The organism is Paraclostridium dentum, assembly GCF_048568265.1.
Lineage (GTDB): Bacteria > Bacillota > Clostridia > Peptostreptococcales > Peptostreptococcaceae > Paraclostridium > Paraclostridium dentum.
On the sequence record NZ_CP183813.1, the window covers coordinates 1779663 to 1800856 of the forward strand.

The following is a 21194-nucleotide window of genomic DNA, read 5'->3' on the forward strand; positions in this document are numbered from 1 at the left end:
TCTATCCCCTTATTAGACTATAAGATTCAAAATATAGTTCTATAAATCTTTCATTTTCTATAGCTATTTTATATAATTCAGGGTAACTACTCTTAATGTCTTTCATAATTCCAACCATTAAATCTATAGGATATAATTTTAAAAACTCAATTAATCTATCTATATAAACTTTTGAATCATTATTATCTTTTATACTTAACTCTAGCTTTTTTAAGATATTCATAGCTGATAGGTACAATCTTGTATGATTTTCATTTTTTACTTTTTCTATAATTTCTGAATCTAATGTTTCTCCTAAAAAAACATCTTCATATGATACTAAAGGACTACAATCTGATTCAATGAAGCTTATAAACTCTTCAGCTATAACTTTTCCTACATTTCCTTTTATTACATTTAAAAATACAGATCTAGGTATTAAATCTTTTTGTTCTTTAAAAATCGTATAACTTTTAGAAACTCTCTCATAACTTCTAGGAGTTGCTCTAACATCTTCATCATTTATTTTATGAAGATACTCAGGGAAAGTAGATATAAATTCTATTACTTTATCTTCTATACCCTCTCGTATTGCCCAGTTTATCCACTGTGTATGATCCGCTTCCATATTTAGCCATACAAATCTATTCTCTTGAGCCGCATCCATATCCACAACCTGATAATCAAAGTCTGAACCATATTTGCTTGAGGGATTCATTGCAGCTAATATTTTAACTTCATCATCTAACTTATATCCATTTATTTCTCTATTTAGTATAAGATTCATAAGTTCTTGTTGTACCGTATGTTCACATCTATTTATCTCATCTATAAATAAGAGAACCGTTCTTCCTTTAGCTATCTGTTCATCAATTTCCCTTAATTTATTATGAACTGCATATATTGTAGTTTTCTTTTCTATATTTTCTCCATTTGAGTTAAGTACTACATAAGATTCTACTGTTGGAAGCCCTCCTATTTCACCTTCTTTAAGTAAGTTTCCATCTATAACAATTAAACTCCAATCATTTTCTTTAGCAACCTTCTTTGCTAATGCAGTTTTTCCTATACCACTTTCTCCAACTACTAAAGGCACTTCCCCTGTAGCTAATACTAAATTAACACTCTTTATTGTATCTATAAAATTCATACTGTCTCTCTCCTAAATCATCTTTAATTTTTCATCTACAGCTATTTTTTTTGCTGTTTTGCTTCCATATTTATAAATAAACATTATCTTATCTATTTTGAAATTTTCACTATTTCGATCTATAACATTACAATTTAAAAAGTCTCTTACATACTTTTCTTCAACATCTTCATTTGATAATACTTGTTTTAGAATCTCTTCTAATTCATATTCTGATATTTCTCTTGAAATATATTTTATCACTAAAATATTTATTTTTAAAAATGCTAACATTTTATCCTTGTCTAAATCTGTTATGAATGTAATAGCAGCTTCATTTTGTTTAATTGCTATAGATTGTGCTTCATAAGTAGGTGTATTTATATACTTTAATGCACCGTAACTTTCTTTTACTGCTTCTATCTGAGCACTTTCACAAGGATTTTTTATATATTTTATTGAATCATAATCTTTTTTAACTGCTAGTAACTGTAATTCTTCACTTGGATTTTTTATATATTGAATTGCCCACCCTGATTGATTTAAGGCTAATTTTAAAATTTTTTCTGTTGGATTTTTTATATAATCTAATAAGCTCCATCCAGAATTTATAGCTTTAATCATCATATCTTCACTTGGATTTTCTATATATTTAATTGCTCTAATATTATTATCTATAGCTGCTTGTTGAATTTCTATATTTGGATTTTTTATATGAGCTAAAGCCAAACCATTTTTTTTAACTGCAAGCAACTTCATTTCCTCTGTTGGATTATTTATAGTTGATATAATATTAGGGTTATTATCTATCATTTTTAAAATTTTCGCTTCTTCCATATTATGCCTTTCCTTTATATGATTAATTTTATATATATTTATTTCTCATTATATTAATATACTTTTTTCGTGAATTTAAACAGAATATTTGTACAAATTTAAAATAAAATTCCCTAAAGTTATATTAGCCTTAGGGAAAATGTTTGTAAATAAAATTTATTTATTTTATATATGTTTTTAATTTACTTATTATATTTAGTTTTTATTTTCCTTCGATTGCATCTATTGCATCAACTATAGCTCCTCTAAATCCTTTTTTCTCTAGTGTAGTTACTCCTAATATAGTCGTTCCACCAGGAGAACACACTGCATCTTTCATCGCTCCAGGATGTTCTCCTGTTTCTATTTGAAGTTTACCAGTTCCTAAAATCATCTTGCTAGCTAATTTATAAGATGCTTCACGTGTTAATCCGTGTTTAACAGCAGCATCTGATAATGCTTCTATAAACATACTTGCAAATGCAGGTCCACATCCACTAATCGTTCCCGCTATAGACAGTTGATTACTATCAACGAATTCTAACAGTGCTATTTTTGAAAATATTTCATTTATAAGTTTATATTCTTCATCAGTTAAAGAATGACGCTTTTCTGCAACTATAATACCTTCTCCTATTGATACAGGCGTATTTGGTATTGTGCTTAAATGTGATGTTCCTGGAAGTAATAACTCTTCATATTTATCAAATGTATATCCTGCTGCTACAGAAATAACTATTTTATCCTTTAAATTTTCCTTTATAGGTTCAATTATTGATGGTATAACATTAGGTTTAACCGCAATAACAACTATGTCACTTTCATTTACTAATTCTTGAGATGTTTTACATGCATTCATACCATTTGCTTGAGTACTTTTACATAGATTATCCCAATTTCTTGCACAAGCATAAATTTGATTAGGCTTAACAACGTTTTTTATAATAAGACCTTCTGCCAAAGCCTTTGCCATATTTCCAAAACCAATAAAACCTATTTTAGTATTTGCTATCATATCGTTCCTCCAAGTTGTATAGTATGTCTTTTATATTTATATCTGTATTTTAATATAATACCACAATCTATATTTTATTTTCCATTATGTATTCTGTGTATCCAGAGTCTTCATTTAATCCTTCTTCAATTATTTTAAATCCTTTTCTAGTATAAAACTCTACTGATTTTTGGTTTTCTTTGTATACTGCTAGAGTAAGCTTTTTGTATTTTTCAATCGAATAATCTATTAATTTGCTTCCTATACCCATGCCTTGAAATTTTACATCAACAAATAACGCTCCTATAAATTCATTATTTATAATACTTATAAATCCTCTTATTTCTCCATCTTCTTCATATACAAAGGTATCTGCTATAGGCATATATACATCTTTTACAACCTTATAATTATTTTCCCAGTATCCTCTGGATATAAAGTTATGAGCTCTCACAGTGCTTTCTAGCCATATATCCATGATTTTATCTGTATCTATATTTGTTAATTTTCTAATCATATAATCTACTACTCCTTTAAATATTACTTATAGTTAAACTTTATCATTAATTATCAAACAAATAAATACATATTAGCTTGTTTTGTATTAAACTATATAAATTTTGTGATAAAATGTACATTGTAGATTTATCCAAAGGAGGTTTATACTTGAATAGAATTAATACACTTAAAATAATAAAATTATCCTTAGGAAGTTCCTTAGCCATATTTATTGCTTGGTTATTAAATTTAGAGTATTCAATGGTAGCTGGAGTTATAGTATTGCTTACAGTGAAAAATACTAAAAAAGAAACGCTTAAAGGTACTATTGGAAAAATATATGGATTTTTCCTATGCACAATTTTTTCATACTTATGTTTTAATACTTTAGGATACCATTTAGTTTCATTTTCAATATTTATATTTATAATTATATTTATTTGTTTTTTATTAAAAATTCAAGATGTTATTGCTATGTGCGTGGTTATTGCCTCTCATTACTTCATGAAAGGCGATATTTCTACTAGCTTAATTTTAAACGAAGCTGGAATATTTGTTATAGGTGCTGGAATAGGCGTTATTATAAATATGTATATTCCCACAAACATAAACAAAATCTATGAAGGCCAAAGAAAACTACAAAATGAAGTAAGTACCGTACTTATAGATATAGCAGACATTATCGTGAATCCCAACAAAGAAAATAAATATACTTTGGATTTAAATACTCTAAATACACTTATTAACAGCAGTATTTCTGAGGCTTATGACAATATTAATAATAGTTTATTAAGTGATACTAAGTTTTTTCTAGATCACATGGATATTATTAAAAGTCAGAGAGATATATTAGAAAACTTGTATACTCATGTATCACAATTGAGTTGTGCTCCTCCACAAGCACATATTTTATCTGCTTTTATACATAAAATAGGTCATGCTTCATTTGAATCAGAAACTGTAAATCAACTTCTTGATGAGTTAAATAGATTAATGATTAGTATGAAAAATGAGCCACTGCCTATAAGTAGAAGTGAGTTTGAAAATAGAGCTATTTTATTTTTGTGTCTAACTGAATTAAAACAATTTCTGATTAATCGTAAACAAGCACAAATACTTAGAGATAGTAATTATTATAAATAATTTTTATCTGTTGTTTTATAGATAATAAAAAATAGATTAAGCATATATGCTTAATCTATTTTTTATTATCTATAATTTTAGTCATTTTTATCCAACCATTTAGTTAAAACATCTATATATTTATCGTTTTCCTCAACAAAAGGCATATGTCTTGAGTACTGGAATAATTCCCATTCACTATTAGGTATTTTATCATACATAGTCTTTGCAATATATGGTGAACATAAATCTCTAGATCCACTAGTTATTAAACAAGGTTCTTTTATTTCATCTAATCTATCTGTGAACTCATATCCAGAAAGAGTTCCTGTAGGCGAAAATTCATTTTGACCCCATCCTACAACATATGCTTCAGAACCTGATTTCTTAGGTCTTCTTAAACACTCAGGATCATTTTCAGTTACCTTACCTGCACAGTGCATTTCCATAAACTTATCTAGTGCATTATTGTATTCCTCGCTAGAATAATCTCCAGAATTTACTGCATCAAGTAATGCTTGTTGGTCAGCTTTGTTCATATATGAAATTCTTCTTTTTTGTTCTTCTTCCCACAGTTTTGCAGAAGAAAGTGTAGATGAAAGAATATATGATTTAATTCCCTTTGGTTTATACTCTATAGCATACCAAATAGCTTGCATTCCACCCCAAGATTGTCCTAATAAGTGAATCTCTTCAAGGCCTAAATGTTTTCTAAGTTCAATAAGCTCTTTTATCCAAGTATCAGCATTAAATAGTTCTGGATGCCCTTCTACAAATGAGTTTCCACATCCAATTTGGTCATACATTATTACCTGTCTACCAGTTTCAGCTATTTTGTCTAATACCTCAAAATAATTGTGTGTAGAACCTGGCCCTCCATGAAGTAGCACTAATGGTTTCTTTCCTTCTGTTGATTCTCCTACTATACGATAGTACGTTTTAAAACCTTCAAAAGGCATGTACCCTTCAGTTATTTTCATGTTAATCCCCTCCAATTTGTCATTAAGATAATAATAATTTCTTTCAGTAATACGTTTTCATATCCTCTTCTTTTTCAATATCCACTAAATGCACTAACACATTTTTATTTTCCTTTACAAATAGTATAACATATAATTTTCATAAGATTTTGTATAAAATATAAAACCTACTAAATTAATATTTTTTAAAATATTAATTTAGTAGGTTTTACTAATAATTCTAGCTATTTAATTTCAATTAGTTTTTTAACTAAATTCAGTTTAATTTATATAAACTTACTTTTTATTATTTTCAACTTCATTATATTTCGAGTTCATAATTAATAAATCTACTCTTCTATTAGTTGCTTTACCTTCATTTGTACTATTTTCAGCTTTTGGTCTATATTCTCCATATCCAGTAGCAGATAATCTATCTGGTTCTATATCTGCTTTATCAATTAAAATTTGTGCAACATTGCTAGCTCTCATTACAGATAAATCCCAGTTGGATTTATACGCATTATTATGTACAGGTACTGAATCTGTATGTCCTTCAACTTTTATGAAGTTATCGCTTCCCATAGATTGATTTATAATTTTACTAATTTTTATAAGCTTATCAACTTGCTCTGGCCTTACTTCTGCTTTACCGCTATCAAAGAATAATGAATCTTTAAAGCTAATAACTAGTCCTCTTTTTTCTATAGTTGTACTTACACTATCTGAAAGATTATTTTCTTTTAAATATTTATCTATATTCTCTTTTACTTTTTTTAATTTTTCATTTTCAATTAGTCCATTGCCTACTTCTCCACCCATTTTACTACCAGTGTCTGCAATAGCACTACCATCTCCCATAGCTTCATTTAAAGCTGTTGTTAATTTTTCATACTTTCCTTTATCTATACTACTCATGGCATACATTATTATAAAGAAAATCATTAATAATGTTATAAAATCTGCATAAGAAAGCAACCAACGTTCATGGTTTTCATGTTCTTGTTCCTCTTCTTCATACATTTTTCTTTTATGCACTTTGTTGTTCCTCCTTATTTAACTCACTATTTTGAGTCCCAAAATACCTATTTTCTAATTTATTTTGATCTTTTGTATTTAGAAATCCTTTAAGTGTATCCCTTAAAGTTGTTGGGCTTACATTATCTTGAATCAATGAAATAGCTTCTATTATGATAAACTTTTCAAGTTGTTCATCTTTAGCCAAGTTTTTAAGTCTAGTTGCTATTGGAAGAAATATTAAGTTTGCACTACCAAGACCGTAAAGTGTTGCTAAGAATGCGGCAGATATACTTCCTCCTAATGCATTCATATCTGCTTTAGCTAATCCTCCAAGAACATGAACCAATCCTAAAACAGTACCAACTATACCCATAGTAGGCGCAGTTCCTCCTGCTGAGTCAAACATAGATGCTCCAGTTTTGTGTCTCTTAGAGCTCATAGCAGCTTCTATTTCTAGCATATTTCTAATATCTTCAGGCTTAACACCATCAACTGCTGATTGAAGTCCCTTTTTAATAAAAGGATTCATATTTTCATCTTCCTGTAATTCTTCTTCAAGTCCTAAAAAACCATCTTTTCTTACTTTATGTAATACATGGTCAAAATAAAAAATTAATTCAATTAAATCTGTTGATTTTCTAGTAAACGCTACACGTAAAATACCACCTATATTTTTTAACTGTTTTAAAGTGAAAGATGTTCCTAAAGATCCAAATGTTCCTCCAAAAACAATTACAAATGAAGTCCATGAAATAAGTGCTGTTGCATGACCTCCTTCACCTATAAACCCTAATATTAAAGCACCAAAACCTAGTATTAAAAAAATTAATCCAGACATAATTTGTTATTCCTCCTTTTTCATCATAAATTAAGAGTTTTGCCCTCATTTATTAATTATACTTTCGGCTTTTTTTATCATATATTAAGTAAAGTTTTTGTTAAATTTTTACACAAGATTAACTTAATACTTTTTATGAATTAAATATTTTTTTAATTTTTTATATAAAATGATATAATTTTTATATAATACTAAAAAGTTTAGCTTAGGAGATTTACATTATGAAAAATGAAATTAAAAATAACGATAATTGTATTGAATATGGTTGGAACGACGCTCTAATTTTAGACAAAATCCAAGAGCTTTTAAATGTTACAGATATAGATGAATTAGAACTTGACGAAAATACAATTGAAAATTTAAAAAATGAATTAATCCAAAATATTTCTTTTGAAGAAATCAACCAATCTGGTTACATAATTGCTAAAAATATTGAAGAACTTAATGTACTCCCACAAGAAGGTATAAAAGACTATATTTTAAGATTAAAAAACTACTTAAATAATACTACACTAAATTGTATAAAAGCCGAGTTTCAAGGAATTGAATTTGAAGTTTATAAAACCTCTTCTATCGATGACGCTTTTAAAGAATATTATTCAAAATATGATGAATCTTATGGTATATCTCAAATGCTTTCAGATTTAGGATTAAAATAGATAATTCTTATCAAACATATGTAACTTAGACAAAAATAAATCCTATAGGTAAGTTTAATAATCTACTCTATAGGATTTATTTTTATAGTTATTTAATTTTAGTTTGCATAAATTTAATCTATAAATAAATATGCTAAATTGCTATTTACATATCCACGTACGCTTGTATTTCCAGAGCTAGTGTAGTAAAAATTAGCTTGACTAAAGTTATAAATTGGATCAAATGAATCATCTATAAGTTTCGCCTTAAATCTTATTATACATTCTTGTTCTGGATACATAGTTCCTAAATATATTCCACATAATATATTCTCATCCATAGCTACACATCCATTTATACTCATACTACATGGTACATATTGTAAACTTGCAGGTAAAAAATTTGAAACTATAACACTTTGCAAAGTACTACTTCCTATATTTTTTGCTTTTATTTCAAATATTACTTGGTCGCATAGCTTTGCAGAAGTTGGGAATATAAATTGAGTTAAAATAAGTTGAGGATCCTCAACAGAAAGAGTCTTATCTGCCATTGCATTTATATTTACTATTGATACTGGATCTCCTACAACAGGTAAAAATTCCATAGTTATTATGCTAGTATTTCTATAGTCTATAATTGATGCTATACCTTTAACTGTTATAGAAACTGTTTTATTTTTTCCACTTAGAATTGGACCTAATCTTATTCCTGCTACTAAATCCCCACTTATAATATTTCCATCTACTTTTATTTCTATAACTTGTAGTTGCGGCGGGAATACAGTAGTAAATAAAGTAGACAAAGAATCTAGTTTACCACTATTTAATATTTCAATATTATAAATAGCAGTTTCTCCTATTTGTATTGAAGTAGTACTAACATTATTAACTGCGGACACTTCTGGATTGATAACAATAACTTGAATTGTAACCTCTACAGTAATATATGCTGATATAGATATTCTAGCTTTAGCTTCTTTTATAACATTATTAATTTCTCTTGTAGTAAAAATTACAGGCTTATTATAGTCATAAGTTGCAGTTATTTCAGTTGATATTGTTCCATTTGGAGGAACACTAATTATTTTAACATCAAAGTTTATCACTGTTGTTTCTCCAACATCTAAATCCCCTATATTTACACCATCTATTATATTTCCAGCTTTAGGAATTCCATTTATTTTCAAATTGTTCATATACTGCAGATTAGGGCCTAGCGGGTCTGTTACAATGATGTTATCTAAAAATATTTTACCATCATTTGTTACATTTATAGTATAAGTCAAAATTTCACCTACAACTGCAATGGTTTTGTTTACTTCAGCAGTAATAGCTAAACTTGTTATTGTAGATCTAATAGAAACTTCATTAGAGTATTCTATTTTGTTAGTTAGAATTCTTCCATATGGTGGTATATAGTCAAACGTTACATTGGCCGTATTATTAATTTCTGTTTCATCTTTAGCCAATACCTTGCATTTATATGTCACAACCTTAGTATGACCTATATTAACTGAATCTATCTCAATTCCAGTTATTGGAGAAACACTAATAGGTTGTTCAATTCCATCTATTGTAACACTTCCATCTATAAAGCTTAGCTCAGGAGGGATTGTGTCTTTTACAACTGCATTTAATATATCTACATTTCCTATATTAGATATATTAACAGTATAAGTTACAATATCATTTTCTCTTACAATTGAGTTATCACTTGATAGTACTACATCTAGATCATAACTACTAGTAACAACTGCCTGCAAAGTAAGCAATGCCCATATAGTTGACATCATCTGATCACTTTGCTCCGGATCATTAGGATTTGCCTTAAAGGATCCATCTAAATTTTGTTGTTCTAATAAAACACTTGTAACATCACTAATATAATCTATTTCTTCAAACGGATTAATACTCTGCTTAATTGTATCAAATCCATATCCTGTTAATCCACTCATAAGTGCATATGTTGCTTGGTAATTAGCAACAGGACTTGAATTCCATCCTGGATTTAAAAAATAAGCTGGCTCATACCAATTGTTAGCTATATAGTCTGTTGCTAACAAAACACGGCTATCTGTTTGAGGGAGATTTAAAAAATTCATTTCTAATAGTAGGTTTCCTGTTTTTAAAATATCCAAATCTTCTTGTGGGTTGCTATATCCAGAGCCACCATTATCATTTTGTATATAATTAACCCAATCACTAAATTTATCAACTGTATTTCCATCTACTTGCAAGTTGAATTTATATAAAGGGTTTGTAGCAAGTAGAAAACCTAATCCAACATATCCTGATACATAATTATTAGCTATATCATCATAATTATTTATACTATATCCCCATCCACCATTAAACTCTTGTGAGTATTCTAAATAATTAATAATATATTGAGTTAAAGTTTTATAAGACATGCCTTTTATAAAATCAGGTCCATTATTTACTATTTTATCTGGAGATTGACTTGCACATATAGCAGATAATACAACACCTGTTGTATAGTTTATATTTCCATCTTCTTCATAATAAATACCATGATTATTTTGCTTTGCATTTGAAAATAAATACTCCAATGCACCAACTAAGTTATTATAGTATTTATATGACACATCTAATGGGTAAATCCCCTGGCTTATTGCATATTGTTCTAGTTCTAACACTACTAAAGCAGTATTTAAAATAGGATAAGAAGTACCAAAAGACTTGTTTTGATTTTGATTAAGTACCACCCATCCCAAACCCAGATCTATCCTCTGTTTTACTAAATTTTGATCAATCATATTATTGTATCACTCCTATAAAATGTCCTATTTACATAAAAATTGTCATACAATATACAATTACTTTATGACTTTGCATTTAATCTTGTTCCATAGTAAAAATCATGTGTTTAATTGATAATAACCATATATTGTTTTATTAATTTCTCTAAGTCAAAATTACTATCGCAATATGACTTTCCCCAATCAGATATTTCTTTGTATTTGTCTGGGTCTTCTAACAGATATCTTATACTACTTTCAATGTTTAATTTTTCAATTTTATGGTTAAATCCATGATCTCCAAAGTAAGTATCTAAGATTTCGTTATAATTTTCAAAACTAAATATTCCTAAATAATCTTTTATCCCAGTACAAATTATTGGTTTTGAAAAATTTAAGGCTTCAATTGCAACTCTTCCAGTTCCAACTACTATATCGCTTATTCCATAATAAGCATTTATGTTGTAAATGTTGCCTATTGTTATTATTTTATTTTTTTTGTATTCACAATTTACTTGGTTTGCATAAAAATCAATTGATTTTTTCTTTACTCCATTTCCTACTATTAATATATATATATTATCTTTAAGTAAATTTTTAGATTGATGTATGAAATTTTCAGCCAATCTTCCTTTACCGAAACTAAGTCTACTACAATACAAAATTACTTTGGCATCAATTGGAATTCCAAGTTTACATTTCAAATTATTATTTTGAATTATTTCATCACCTTTTTTAATTTTAATTCCATTATAAATTAGTGATATTTTATCCATGTCATTTCTAGAGATACTATCACATACTAATTGTTCTACGGGTTTGCTAACTGCTATTATATGTTTCGCTCTTTTACATGCATATAATAGTAGCTCTTTAGAATAGTAAAGTCCATGAATTGTTATTATATAAGGCATATTTGTTAAATCATATAATTTTCTTGCAAGAATCATACTTTCTAAGCCGTGGCAATGTATTAAATCTATTTTATATAGATTTACGAGTTTTTTTAACATTTCAATTCTAAATTCATATTCATATTGACCTACAACTTTAAAATTAATTTTACCTTTATATAGACTATTAATTTTACTTTCATTTAAAGTTGCAATTATTGTTTTTATATTAGCTTTATTTAATGTCTCACATAGTGTAACTACATGAGTTTCTGTTCCACCAACACTAAACTGATCCATAAGCATAAGTATGTTCATAAAACCACCTTTTTTTATATTTAAGTATCAATTTTTTTAAAATAATATACTATATAGTATATTGTCTAATTAAGTTAATGTTTCGAAATTATTCCAATCGACTACTAAGGAGGTTTATTTCTATGAAATTCAGTAGAATTGATGGATTAGTTAGTATAGTTATATCAAACTATAATAATGAAAACTATATACTAGAATGCTTAAATTCTATACTTAATCAATCTTATGAAAATATAGAAATTATTATTGTTGATGATAAATCAACAGATAATAGTGTATCAAAAATCAAAAATTGGATAAGGAAAAATAAAAATTCTTTTAAAAATGATAATTATATAAAGTTAATAGAACTCCCTAAAAATGTAGGTTTCTCCGGTGCCGTGACCTATGGACTATTTTTAGCTCAAGGCGAATATATAGCAATGCACGATGGAGATGATAGATCTCATAAAGATAGAATAAAAAAACAAGTCAGTTTTTTAAATGAACATAAAGAAATAAGTGCTGTTGGTACTAACTATGCAACTTTTAACAATGATGATCCTACCCCTGTGTCTGAGCCCACAGGTATAGAATTTGGAGTAGATAATATAAAAGACGTATACTCAACAGGTCTTAACTGTGTTTGTCATGGTTCTTTATTGATTAAAGGTAGCGTATTTGATAGCATTGGTGGGCTTTCTAGAAAACTTGAAGGCGCAGAAGACTATGAATTTATCACAAAATTATTGCCATTTGGAATAGATAATATAGATGAAGAACTATATTATTATAGATTACATGAAAACCAACGTTCAAAAATATATTATGATATAAATAAACTTGCCATAGATGAAAAAGATTTAAAAGTTTTAATGGTTCTAGATAGTCTAAACATAGGTGGGACAGAAACTCATGTATATAGTCTTATTAAGGAGTTTTTAAATCGAGGTATAAAAGTTTGTTTATTAGCAGACCATGGGCCTTATTCATCTGAATTCCTTAAATTAGGATGTACGATTTATAATATGGATTTCCCACTTTATGTGATAAAAGATTTAGAAACTGAAAATAGATATAAAAATAAAATAAAGCAGATAATCTTGGCTGAAAATATAAATATAATTCATGCTCATCAGTCCCCTTCCGGAGCATTATGTATCGATATAGGCAAAGAACTTGAAATCCCATGTATCTTTACTGTTCATGGACTTTACTATTACGATATTTTATATGATAGACTTAATTTATCTGACTCTGTAATAAGTGTTAGTCAACCTACTTATGATTGGTTGCTTGAATATAACGTACAATCAACTGTAATTCCAAATTCTATAGATTTTGACGATTATGTTTCTAAGTCTCCTAACCTATCCATAAAAGAAGAACTTGGCATTGACAAAGATGCATTTACTATAGTTTATTGCTCTAGAATTGCTTGGAGTAAAACAAGGGTTGCTGAAAATTTATTAAGGGTTTGTCGTGACCTAGTACGTATTGAAAATCTAAATCTACATCTAATTATAGTTGGTGATGGTCCCGATTTTAACCAATTAGTTGGTATTGCAAATAGAACTAATGCTTTATTAGGAAAAAAATATATACATCTAGTTGGTGGTAAAACAAATGTGGTTGATTATTATCTTAATGCTGATTGTATAGTAGGAACAGGTCGTGTAGCAATTGAAGCTTTTGCTTGTAAAAAGCCTATTATTGCATCTGGTAATAATGGTTATTTCGGCATACTTAGCAATGATAATATTGAAAGTGCATGGAGAGTTTATTTTGGTGACCATAAATCTATAAAATCTAATAATGCTTCATTCCTATATAACGATATTAAGTATGTATATGAAAATAAAGACGGACTTTCTGAATATGCTGAATCTTGCTATGACTGGGCTAGAAATTTCTTCGATATAAAATCTAATACAGATAGATTGATACGTGTTTATATGAATTCACTTAAAAACTTTCATTAAAATGGAGCTGGTTAAATGAAAAAATTATTATATATTGGGTGGCTTGGACAAAACAACATAGGCGATGAACTTATGTGGGATATATTCTTAGATCTATGTGAAAAACATGGTGTCTCTGAAAAATATAAAATAGTAAACAATTTTGAAGATAGTGATTTAAATAATTTGCCTACCTATGATGTTGTTGTATTAGGAGGTGGATCACTTTTACTTCCAGGCTATATAGAAATACTTTACAGAAGCTTTCAGTCTGGTTCTAAAGTATTCATTTGGGGAAGCGGATATGATTGGGCTGAAAAAGATTATATAGTATCTTTAATGGAGGAAAATACCCCTGCATATTTATTCCCTGATGATAGTGAAATTATTTTACAAGAAATAATACCTAACTGTGAATTTGTAGGTGTTAGAGGTCCTTTAACCTATAATTTGATAAAAAAATCATTTGTTGATACTAGTAAGTTAATAATTTCTGGCGATCCCGGATTTGCTTTGCAGGAACAACCTCTTGTAGATTATATGCCTATAACCACATTAGACCCATCAGATAAAATTGTTGCTGTAAACTGGGGTTCTAGTTTGAATAAGATTTATGGTAATGATGAAGATAGCGTATCTGATGAACTTTCAAAAGTATGCAATTATTTAATAGACAATGGATATAAAGTTTATCTGTATATGATGTGGGAACAAGACTTAAAACCATTTTTAGATTTTTATAAAAAAATTAAACCTAGTGACAATTTAATTGTTGATACAAATATATATAGTGGCGGTCAATTAATGAGTTTGTTAAAAAAATGTGAATTTTCTATAAACTTTAAACTTCATGGAAATATAACATCTGCTGTTGCAAATACACCTTTTATTTGCTTAGGATATAGATTTAAGTGCTTTGACTTTGTAAAATCTATTGATTGCGATAAACTTATTGTACCTACAGATTCAAAAAAATTGTATGACGATATTCTAGATTGTATAAATTATATAAATAATAACTACGATGATATAAAAAATACTATTAAACGTAATATTGATTCTTATAAAGAAAAAATAGAAATACCTTTTAGAGAAAATTTATTCTAAATTAAAATAGCAAAGTTTAAAAATTTTAAACTTTGCTATTTTTTAATTTTATTTTAAATCGAAATTTTTTAAAATTTCTTCTTTTTCATATTCAAAAATTTCTACAGTTTTTATATGAGGATAATTAAGAACCATATTAAAACTATTGCTTACATTTTTTTCATGTACAATCACTAGATAACAATGTGTATCTATTACTTCATGAGTTAATTTTGCAGCTCCCCAATGGTCAGGTTCTGTATTATGCCTAAATCCAAAATAAAAGTCATCTACATTATATACTAAAGCATAAAACGATGGCGAACCATGCTCCATCGATGCTAACCTATCCCCTTCTAGTTCATACATATATCCATTTTTGCATAATATGCATTCTAATTCTTCATAATATGGAGTTTTATACAATATATCAATATAGTCTTTACTAAACATATTATCACTATCAATTCTTATATGATAAATATAATCATATCCTTGTATTAAGCTATATATAGTTTCATCTCCATCAGGCGTAAAAATTACGTTATCTGGTAATTTATCGTATTTTGATAATGCATTAAATACTAGTTCTTCAGTTTCTTTTGTGTACCTCATTATACATTTAAAGTTTTGATTAGTTTGATTTTTTAAACTTCTTAAAGTATATTTATTAAAAATTTCAATTCTATATTCAATCCATGCTTTAGTTTGAGATAATTTTTTAGAATCATTATATACATCTTTAAATCCTGGCCAAAATGGATTTTCGGGTACATTAAATGGTATATCTATAACCATAATAATTTTCTTTTCCATATCAAGTTACCTCTTTCATATTATATAAATGTAAAAAGCTAACTAGCTTTTTATATTTATATAATATGAAATTAAAAAAATTATGCTATTATGCACACCTCAAACTTTTTCATCATAATATTAAACATAACGACATTAAAATTCATGAAATAAGGGTGAAAATATGTTTAATAATAAGACAATTTTAGTAACTGGTGGTACTGGTTCATTTGGAAATGCTTTAATAAAAAAAATTATTAATTCAAATATAAAAGAAATAAGAGTTTTTAGTAGAGATGAAAAAAAGCAAGATGATATGAGAAGATTATATAACAATGAAAAAATTAAATTTTATATTGGTGATGTAAGAGATTACGATAGTATTAATTATGCACTAAAAGGAGTTGATTATGTATTTCATGCAGCTGCTCTTAAGCAAGTTCCATCTTGCGAATTCTACCCTCTTCAAGCAGTTAAAACAAATATATTAGGAACAGAAAATGTTTTAAATGCATGTATAAGTAATGGAGTTAAAAAAGTTGTTTGTCTTAGTACTGATAAGGCCGCTTATCCTATAAATGCAATGGGTATATCAAAAGCAATGATGGAAAAAATAGCTATCTCTAAATCTAGATTATTAGACCCTCATGATACATTAATCTGTATTACTAGATATGGAAATGTCATGGCCTCTAGAGGTTCCGTAATACCTCTTTTCATAGAGCAAATAGAAAATAAAAAAGATTTAACTATAACAGATCCAAATATGACAAGATTTATGATGAGTTTAGATGATGCAGTTGAACTTGTTTTATACGCATTTGAGCATGGTAACCAAGGAGATTTATTCATACAAAAATCACCAGCTTCGACTATAGAGTGTCTATCAAAAGCTTTAATTGAAATATTTGATGCATCCGATATAAAAATTAAAACTATAGGAACAAGACACGGTGAGAAGCTATATGAAACTCTAGCTACAAGAGAAGAACTTTCAAAATCTGAGGATTGTGGTTCTTACTATAGAATATTGGCTGATAATCGAGATTTAAATTATGATAAGTATTTTATATCTGGAAAAGATCATGTCTCTTATTTAGAGGATTATAATTCTCATAACACTTATAGATTGAGTTTGGAAGAAACAAAAGATTTATTATTAAGTCTTGATTTTATAAAAAACAAACTAAATTCATTTCCTAAATAAAGCAATTGAGTGAGGTTAAATTATGATAAAAGTAATGACTATAATTGGAACTAGACCCGAAATAATAAAATTAAGTAGAGTTATAAATGAACTAGATAAATATACTAACCATATACTAGTTCATTCTGGCCAAAATTATGACTATGAACTTAATGAAGTATTTTTTAAAGATTTGGAAATAAGAAAACCAAATTATTTCTTAAATTCAGCAAAAGGTAATGCTATAGAAACAATTGCTGATATTTTAGTAAAAGTTAATGAATTATTAGATATAGAAAAACCCGATGCAATTTTAATATATGGAGATACGAATACATGCCTATCTGTAATTGCTGCTAAAAAGAAAAAGATACCAATCTTTCATATGGAGGCCGGAAATAGATGTTTTGACTTAAGAGTTCCTGAAGAAATAAACAGAAAAATCGTAGACCATTTAAGCGACATTAATTTTACACTAACAGAACATGCCAGAAAGTACCTAGAGGCTGAAGGAATACGACCAGAAACTATAATAAAATCTGGTTCTAGCATGAAAGAAGTATTTAAGTATAATATGGATAAAATTAATCATTCTTCCATATTAGAATACCTATCCTTAAACCCAAAAGATTACTTCATAGTTAGTGCCCATAGAGAAGAAAACTTAGATATAGATAATAATTTTACACAGCTTCTTACTTCATTAAATAAAATAGCAAACCATTATGATAAAAAAATAATCTTTTCTACACATCCTAGAACTCAAAAAAAAATAGACCTTATAGAAAATCTAGAGCTCGATCAAAGAATAATTTTGTTAAAACCATTAGGTTTTTTTGACTATATAAATTTACAATTGAATGCATATTGTACTTTATCTGATAGTGGTACCATAACTGAAGAATCCTCTATACTAGGATTTCCAGCAATAACTATAAGAAACTCTCACGAAAGACCTGAAGGTATGGATGAAGGTACATTAATAATGAGTGGCTTGGACTACGACACAATACAAAACTCAATAGATATTGTAGTTGGTCAGTCTAGTGATAACTGTATGAATATAGTAAAAGATTATGATACTGAAAATGTTTCAAAAAAAATTGTACGATGTATCGTAAGTTACATCGATTATATAAATAGAAATGTTTGGAATAAACACTAAGGAGGGTTTATATGCAAAAAGTATTAATATTTGGTGCCATGGGGATGGCGGGACATATGGTTGCAATGTATATATCTAAAATTAAAGAAAAATACACTGTATATAATGTTTGTCATAATTCCAAGCTAAATGAAAATAGCATACTATGTGATATAAACGACATTGATAAAATAAACAGTATAATTGATTATATAAATCCAGACGTAATTATTAACTGCATAGGCGTATTAAATAAATCCGCTGAACTAGATATTAAAAATACTATATATGTAAATACATTTTTCCCAAAACTACTAGATAGAATAGGAGAAATCAAAAATATAAAAATATTACATTTGAGTACAGATTGTGTATTTAATGGCTCTAAGGGAAATTATTCAGAGGAATCTTTTAAAGATGAAGACGGTATTTATGGATTAAGTAAAAACTTTGGAGAAATATATGGTAAGAATTCACTTACAATTAGAACTTCTATTATAGGTCCTGAATTAAAAAATGGAAGTGGTTTATTTAACTGGTTTATGCATCAAGAAGGAATTATAAAAGGTTTTACTAATGTGTATTGGAATGGAATTACAACATTAGAACTTGCAAAGGTTATAGATAAAGCATTGGATTTAAATATACAAGGTATTTATAATATAGCTAATGAAAGTAAAATTTCTAAATACAATTTATTAAATTTAATTAAAAGTGAATTTAATAAAGATAATATTGAAATAGAAAAATTCGAAGAAATTCATTGTGATAAAAGCTTAATTTCAATAAAAAAAGATTTTAACTACAAAGTAAATCCATATGAAGTTATGTTAAAAGATATGCATACTTGGATGGAAGAAAATAAAAGTTTATACAAGTTATATTTTTAATTTTTTTATACCCAATGAGTTTTATATTATATTAAACTCATTGGGTATAAATTGTAATAACATTAAAAACTTTGTAATTATATACACGCTTTTTTATGTAGTCCTAGATAAACTATAGAAACTATAATTGAAACAAAAAGTAGTCCAAAGAATAAAAAAGATTTGTTTATTTCATACACATAAGCTGATACTATAGGTCCAAACGCATATCCACATGACTCTGCTGCTCCTACAAATCCAAATACAATCCCTTTAATTCTAGGCTTATCTCCAAATTCGGATAATGAGCTTTGTAATGATGCATTCAAAAAAGTTGCACCTAAAAAATACACTATAATAATTGCAGTAAAAATAGGTATACTTCTTGTTAGTGCTAATCCTAATAAGCTTATATTCATAACAGCAAATGATAAGAACAATTGCCTTTTATTTCCTATTTTATCACTTACCCAACCCGCAATAGGCGCACCTACTCCAAATACCATTAGATATATAGATATTATTGCTGATGTGTATGATGTTGTTGCTCCTAGTACATCTCTTCCATAAAAGTGAAAAAGTGCAACAACACAACCATATATAAAATCTCCTAAAAATGCAATAGTACCCAGAACTAATATCTTATATCCAAGTTTAAATTTCCTTATTTCTAAAAATACATTATTTGATTTGCATCCTCTACTTTTTTTTGTTTTATAACAGTTACTATTTCTTTTTATTCTTAGTTTTACATATATTAAGGATATTAATATTATTATGGATGATGTATAAAATGATAAATTATAGTCTCCTGTCTTTGAAACTATAAATCCTCCTATAGCTGCTCCAATTCCTCCCCCAAAGGTAAATACAGCTGAAGCTAGCCCTGTACTTTCTCCTCTTTTTTTGAAATCTAGAGACCTTGATAATATTGAAAATGTAGCTGGTGCAGCCATACCTAATATAGCCCCCTGAATTATATATATCCATCCAGATATCAATTGAGATTTATTTAACGTATATGAAAAAGGTATAAATACCATTAGTAAAATAGCTATCATTAAAACTAATTTATCCCCTATAAAATCAGATATAACTCCAAAAGGTATTTGAACTATCGCTTTGCTAACTCCATATAAAGAAAGTATTGTTCCTATCATTACAGTGGTTACTCCTATTGAGTTTAGATACAATGGTATTATAGGAATCATAACACTATAACCTATCCCAAAAACTAACCTATAAGTACAAAATGTCCTCAGTTCTTTTTTTGTAAATAGAACGCTACTCTTTAGCATTTAAATCATTCTCCTAGAATTTAATTTTCATTATACTTTATTATATTCCTACATATAAAATCTATTCACATAGTGCTTTCTTTAGAGAATTGATTCAATAACTATACATATTTCTTCAGTAACTTTACAGTATATAACTTCATACAATAATATTAATTATTTATTTTTTAAAAACTTTATTAACAAAGGTATGGTGTAAAATGTTTAATGATATTTCAATTATAATTCCATATAAAGAAAGTACAGATGAAAGGTCTAACATTTTTGAATTTGTTATTAATAGATATAAGTCTTTAATGCCTGATGCTGAAATATGTATTGGTTGTAATGAAGGTGTGTTTAATCAAGCTAAATCGTTAAATGAGGCAATAAAAAAATCTACTAGAAAGTATCTACTTTTCATGGACAGCGATGTAATAATAAATCCCGATACTGTTACTAAATGTCTTGAGATGATAGAAATTTATGATGTAGTTTTTACACATGATTTATTGATAAGACTTACTCCTGAGTTTTCTAAACATATAATGGATAATAATATCTTAATTCTCAATCAACGCTTAGAAAATTTCGCAGGTCAATATTTCCATTATCCTTTAAACTCTATTTGTATGATAAGAAAAGAGTTATTAAATAAAACAGGTTGCTTTGATGATAGATTTGAAGGTTGGGGCCATACTGACACAGCTTTTAGAGCAGTTTTATTAGCTGCTACTCCTAATGTAACCACTTTAAAATTCCATACTATATACCATCTACATCATAGTTATAATCCTGATTTTAAAAATGATACACATTTCAATAATAACTCAAAAATTTATGAAGAAAACTACACTCCTTCTAAAATTGCTGAAACTATGAAATATTTAGCAGAGAAATACAAAAATTCATAAAAACTTATTAAAAAAGC

Annotated in this window: 19 protein-coding genes; 8 read left to right on the plus strand and 11 right to left on the minus strand. The window is 27.5% G+C overall.

All coding sequences use genetic code 11. The annotated features are described in order from the left end of the window. Position 1: 1 nt before the first annotated feature. From ACN6I1_RS08090 to ACN6I1_RS08105, 4 genes are all read right to left on the minus strand, one after another. On the minus strand, positions 2-1129 hold the full coding sequence (locus tag ACN6I1_RS08090) for an ATP-binding protein (protein ID WP_419741551.1): 1128 nt from the start codon (positions 1127-1129) through the stop codon (positions 2-4). A gap of 12 nt (positions 1130-1141) precedes the next feature. Then, positions 1142-1945: a hypothetical protein gene (locus ACN6I1_RS08095; protein WP_419741552.1), complete on the minus strand. Its 804-nt coding sequence runs from the start codon at positions 1943-1945 to the stop codon at positions 1142-1144. Positions 1946-2147: 202 nt separating this feature from the next. Then, a complete protein-coding gene (gene proC / locus ACN6I1_RS08100; protein ID WP_278548380.1) occupies positions 2148-2939 on the minus strand; it encodes a pyrroline-5-carboxylate reductase in 792 nt (263 codons plus the stop codon). Positions 2940-3006: 67 nt separating this feature from the next. Beyond that, entirely contained in the window at positions 3007-3435 is a 429-nt protein-coding gene (locus ACN6I1_RS08105) for an N-acetyltransferase (RefSeq protein WP_419741553.1), read from the minus strand. Positions 3436-3584: 149 nt separating this feature from the next. Here ACN6I1_RS08105 and ACN6I1_RS08110 point away from each other — a divergent pair, with 149 nt between their 5' ends. Further along, positions 3585-4559: an aromatic acid exporter family protein gene (locus ACN6I1_RS08110; protein WP_419741554.1), complete on the plus strand. Its 975-nt coding sequence runs from the start codon at positions 3585-3587 to the stop codon at positions 4557-4559. 77 nt (positions 4560-4636) lie between these two features. On the opposite strand, the gene pepI is transcribed toward ACN6I1_RS08110, so the two are convergent. The 3 genes from pepI to ACN6I1_RS08125 all read right to left on the minus strand — a co-directional run bounded on the left by pepI (position 4637) and on the right by ACN6I1_RS08125 (position 7355). Continuing rightward, positions 4637-5518, minus strand: a complete 882-nt coding sequence (gene pepI, locus ACN6I1_RS08115) for a proline iminopeptidase (RefSeq protein ID WP_419741555.1) — start codon at positions 5516-5518, stop codon at positions 4637-4639. Between the two features lie 276 nt (positions 5519-5794). Next, complete coding sequence (locus ACN6I1_RS08120) at positions 5795-6535, minus strand: OmpA/MotB family protein (RefSeq protein ID WP_419741556.1); 741 nt, start codon at positions 6533-6535, stop codon at positions 5795-5797. Then, positions 6528-7355 carry a motility protein A gene (locus tag ACN6I1_RS08125; protein WP_053831845.1) on the minus strand — a complete coding sequence of 276 codons (828 nt, stop codon included), beginning with the start codon at positions 7353-7355 and terminating at the stop codon, positions 6528-6530. The genes ACN6I1_RS08120 and ACN6I1_RS08125 overlap by 8 nt, the downstream gene beginning before the upstream one ends. Before the next feature lie 221 nt (positions 7356-7576). Here ACN6I1_RS08125 and ACN6I1_RS08130 point away from each other — a divergent pair, with 221 nt between their 5' ends. After that, a complete protein-coding gene (locus ACN6I1_RS08130; protein WP_419741557.1) occupies positions 7577-8014 on the plus strand; it encodes a hypothetical protein in 438 nt (145 codons plus the stop codon). Between the two features lie 113 nt (positions 8015-8127). Here ACN6I1_RS08130 and ACN6I1_RS08135 read toward each other — a convergent pair whose 3' ends face one another. Both ACN6I1_RS08135 and ACN6I1_RS08140 read right to left on the minus strand, forming a co-directional pair. Next, on the minus strand, positions 8128-10722 hold the full coding sequence (locus ACN6I1_RS08135; RefSeq protein WP_419743300.1) for a hypothetical protein: 2595 nt from the start codon (positions 10720-10722) through the stop codon (positions 8128-8130). A 161-nt stretch (positions 10723-10883) separates the two neighbouring features. Beyond that, positions 10884-11966: a glycosyltransferase gene (locus ACN6I1_RS08140; RefSeq protein ID WP_419741558.1), complete on the minus strand. Its 1083-nt coding sequence runs from the start codon at positions 11964-11966 to the stop codon at positions 10884-10886. Between the two features lie 122 nt (positions 11967-12088). Between ACN6I1_RS08140 and ACN6I1_RS08145 the strand changes: the two genes are divergently transcribed. Continuing rightward, positions 12089-13927, plus strand: coding sequence for a glycosyltransferase (locus ACN6I1_RS08145; protein ID WP_419741559.1), 1839 nt, complete (start codon positions 12089-12091; stop codon positions 13925-13927). Between the two features lie 15 nt (positions 13928-13942). Beyond that, a complete protein-coding gene (locus ACN6I1_RS08150; protein WP_419741560.1) occupies positions 13943-15013 on the plus strand; it encodes a polysaccharide pyruvyl transferase family protein in 1071 nt (356 codons plus the stop codon). Positions 15014-15061: 48 nt separating this feature from the next. Here the strand turns inward: ACN6I1_RS08150 and ACN6I1_RS08155 are convergent, their stop codons facing one another. Then, positions 15062-15808: a glycosyltransferase family A protein gene (locus ACN6I1_RS08155; RefSeq protein ID WP_419741561.1), complete on the minus strand. Its 747-nt coding sequence runs from the start codon at positions 15806-15808 to the stop codon at positions 15062-15064. Between the two features lie 163 nt (positions 15809-15971). On the opposite strand from ACN6I1_RS08155, the gene ACN6I1_RS08160 reads away from it, so the two are divergent. From ACN6I1_RS08160 to ACN6I1_RS08170, 3 genes are read left to right on the plus strand one after another with little or no spacing between them, the layout of a single operon-like run. Then, positions 15972-16994: a polysaccharide biosynthesis protein gene (locus tag ACN6I1_RS08160; protein WP_419741562.1), complete on the plus strand. Its 1023-nt coding sequence runs from the start codon at positions 15972-15974 to the stop codon at positions 16992-16994. Between the two features lie 22 nt (positions 16995-17016). Then, positions 17017-18138, plus strand: a complete 1122-nt coding sequence (gene wecB / locus ACN6I1_RS08165; RefSeq protein WP_419741563.1) for a non-hydrolyzing UDP-N-acetylglucosamine 2-epimerase — start codon at positions 17017-17019, stop codon at positions 18136-18138. Positions 18139-18149: 11 nt separating this feature from the next. Continuing rightward, complete coding sequence (locus ACN6I1_RS08170; protein WP_419741564.1) at positions 18150-19007, plus strand: dTDP-4-dehydrorhamnose reductase family protein; 858 nt, start codon at positions 18150-18152, stop codon at positions 19005-19007. 77 nt (positions 19008-19084) lie between these two features. Here ACN6I1_RS08170 and ACN6I1_RS08175 read toward each other — a convergent pair whose 3' ends face one another. Further along, complete coding sequence (locus ACN6I1_RS08175; protein WP_419741565.1) at positions 19085-20284, minus strand: MFS transporter; 1200 nt, start codon at positions 20282-20284, stop codon at positions 19085-19087. 200 nt (positions 20285-20484) lie between these two features. Here ACN6I1_RS08175 and ACN6I1_RS08180 point away from each other — a divergent pair, with 200 nt between their 5' ends. Beyond that, a complete protein-coding gene (locus ACN6I1_RS08180) occupies positions 20485-21177 on the plus strand; it encodes a glycosyltransferase (protein ID WP_419741566.1) in 693 nt (230 codons plus the stop codon). Positions 21178-21194: the final 17 nt, after the last annotated feature.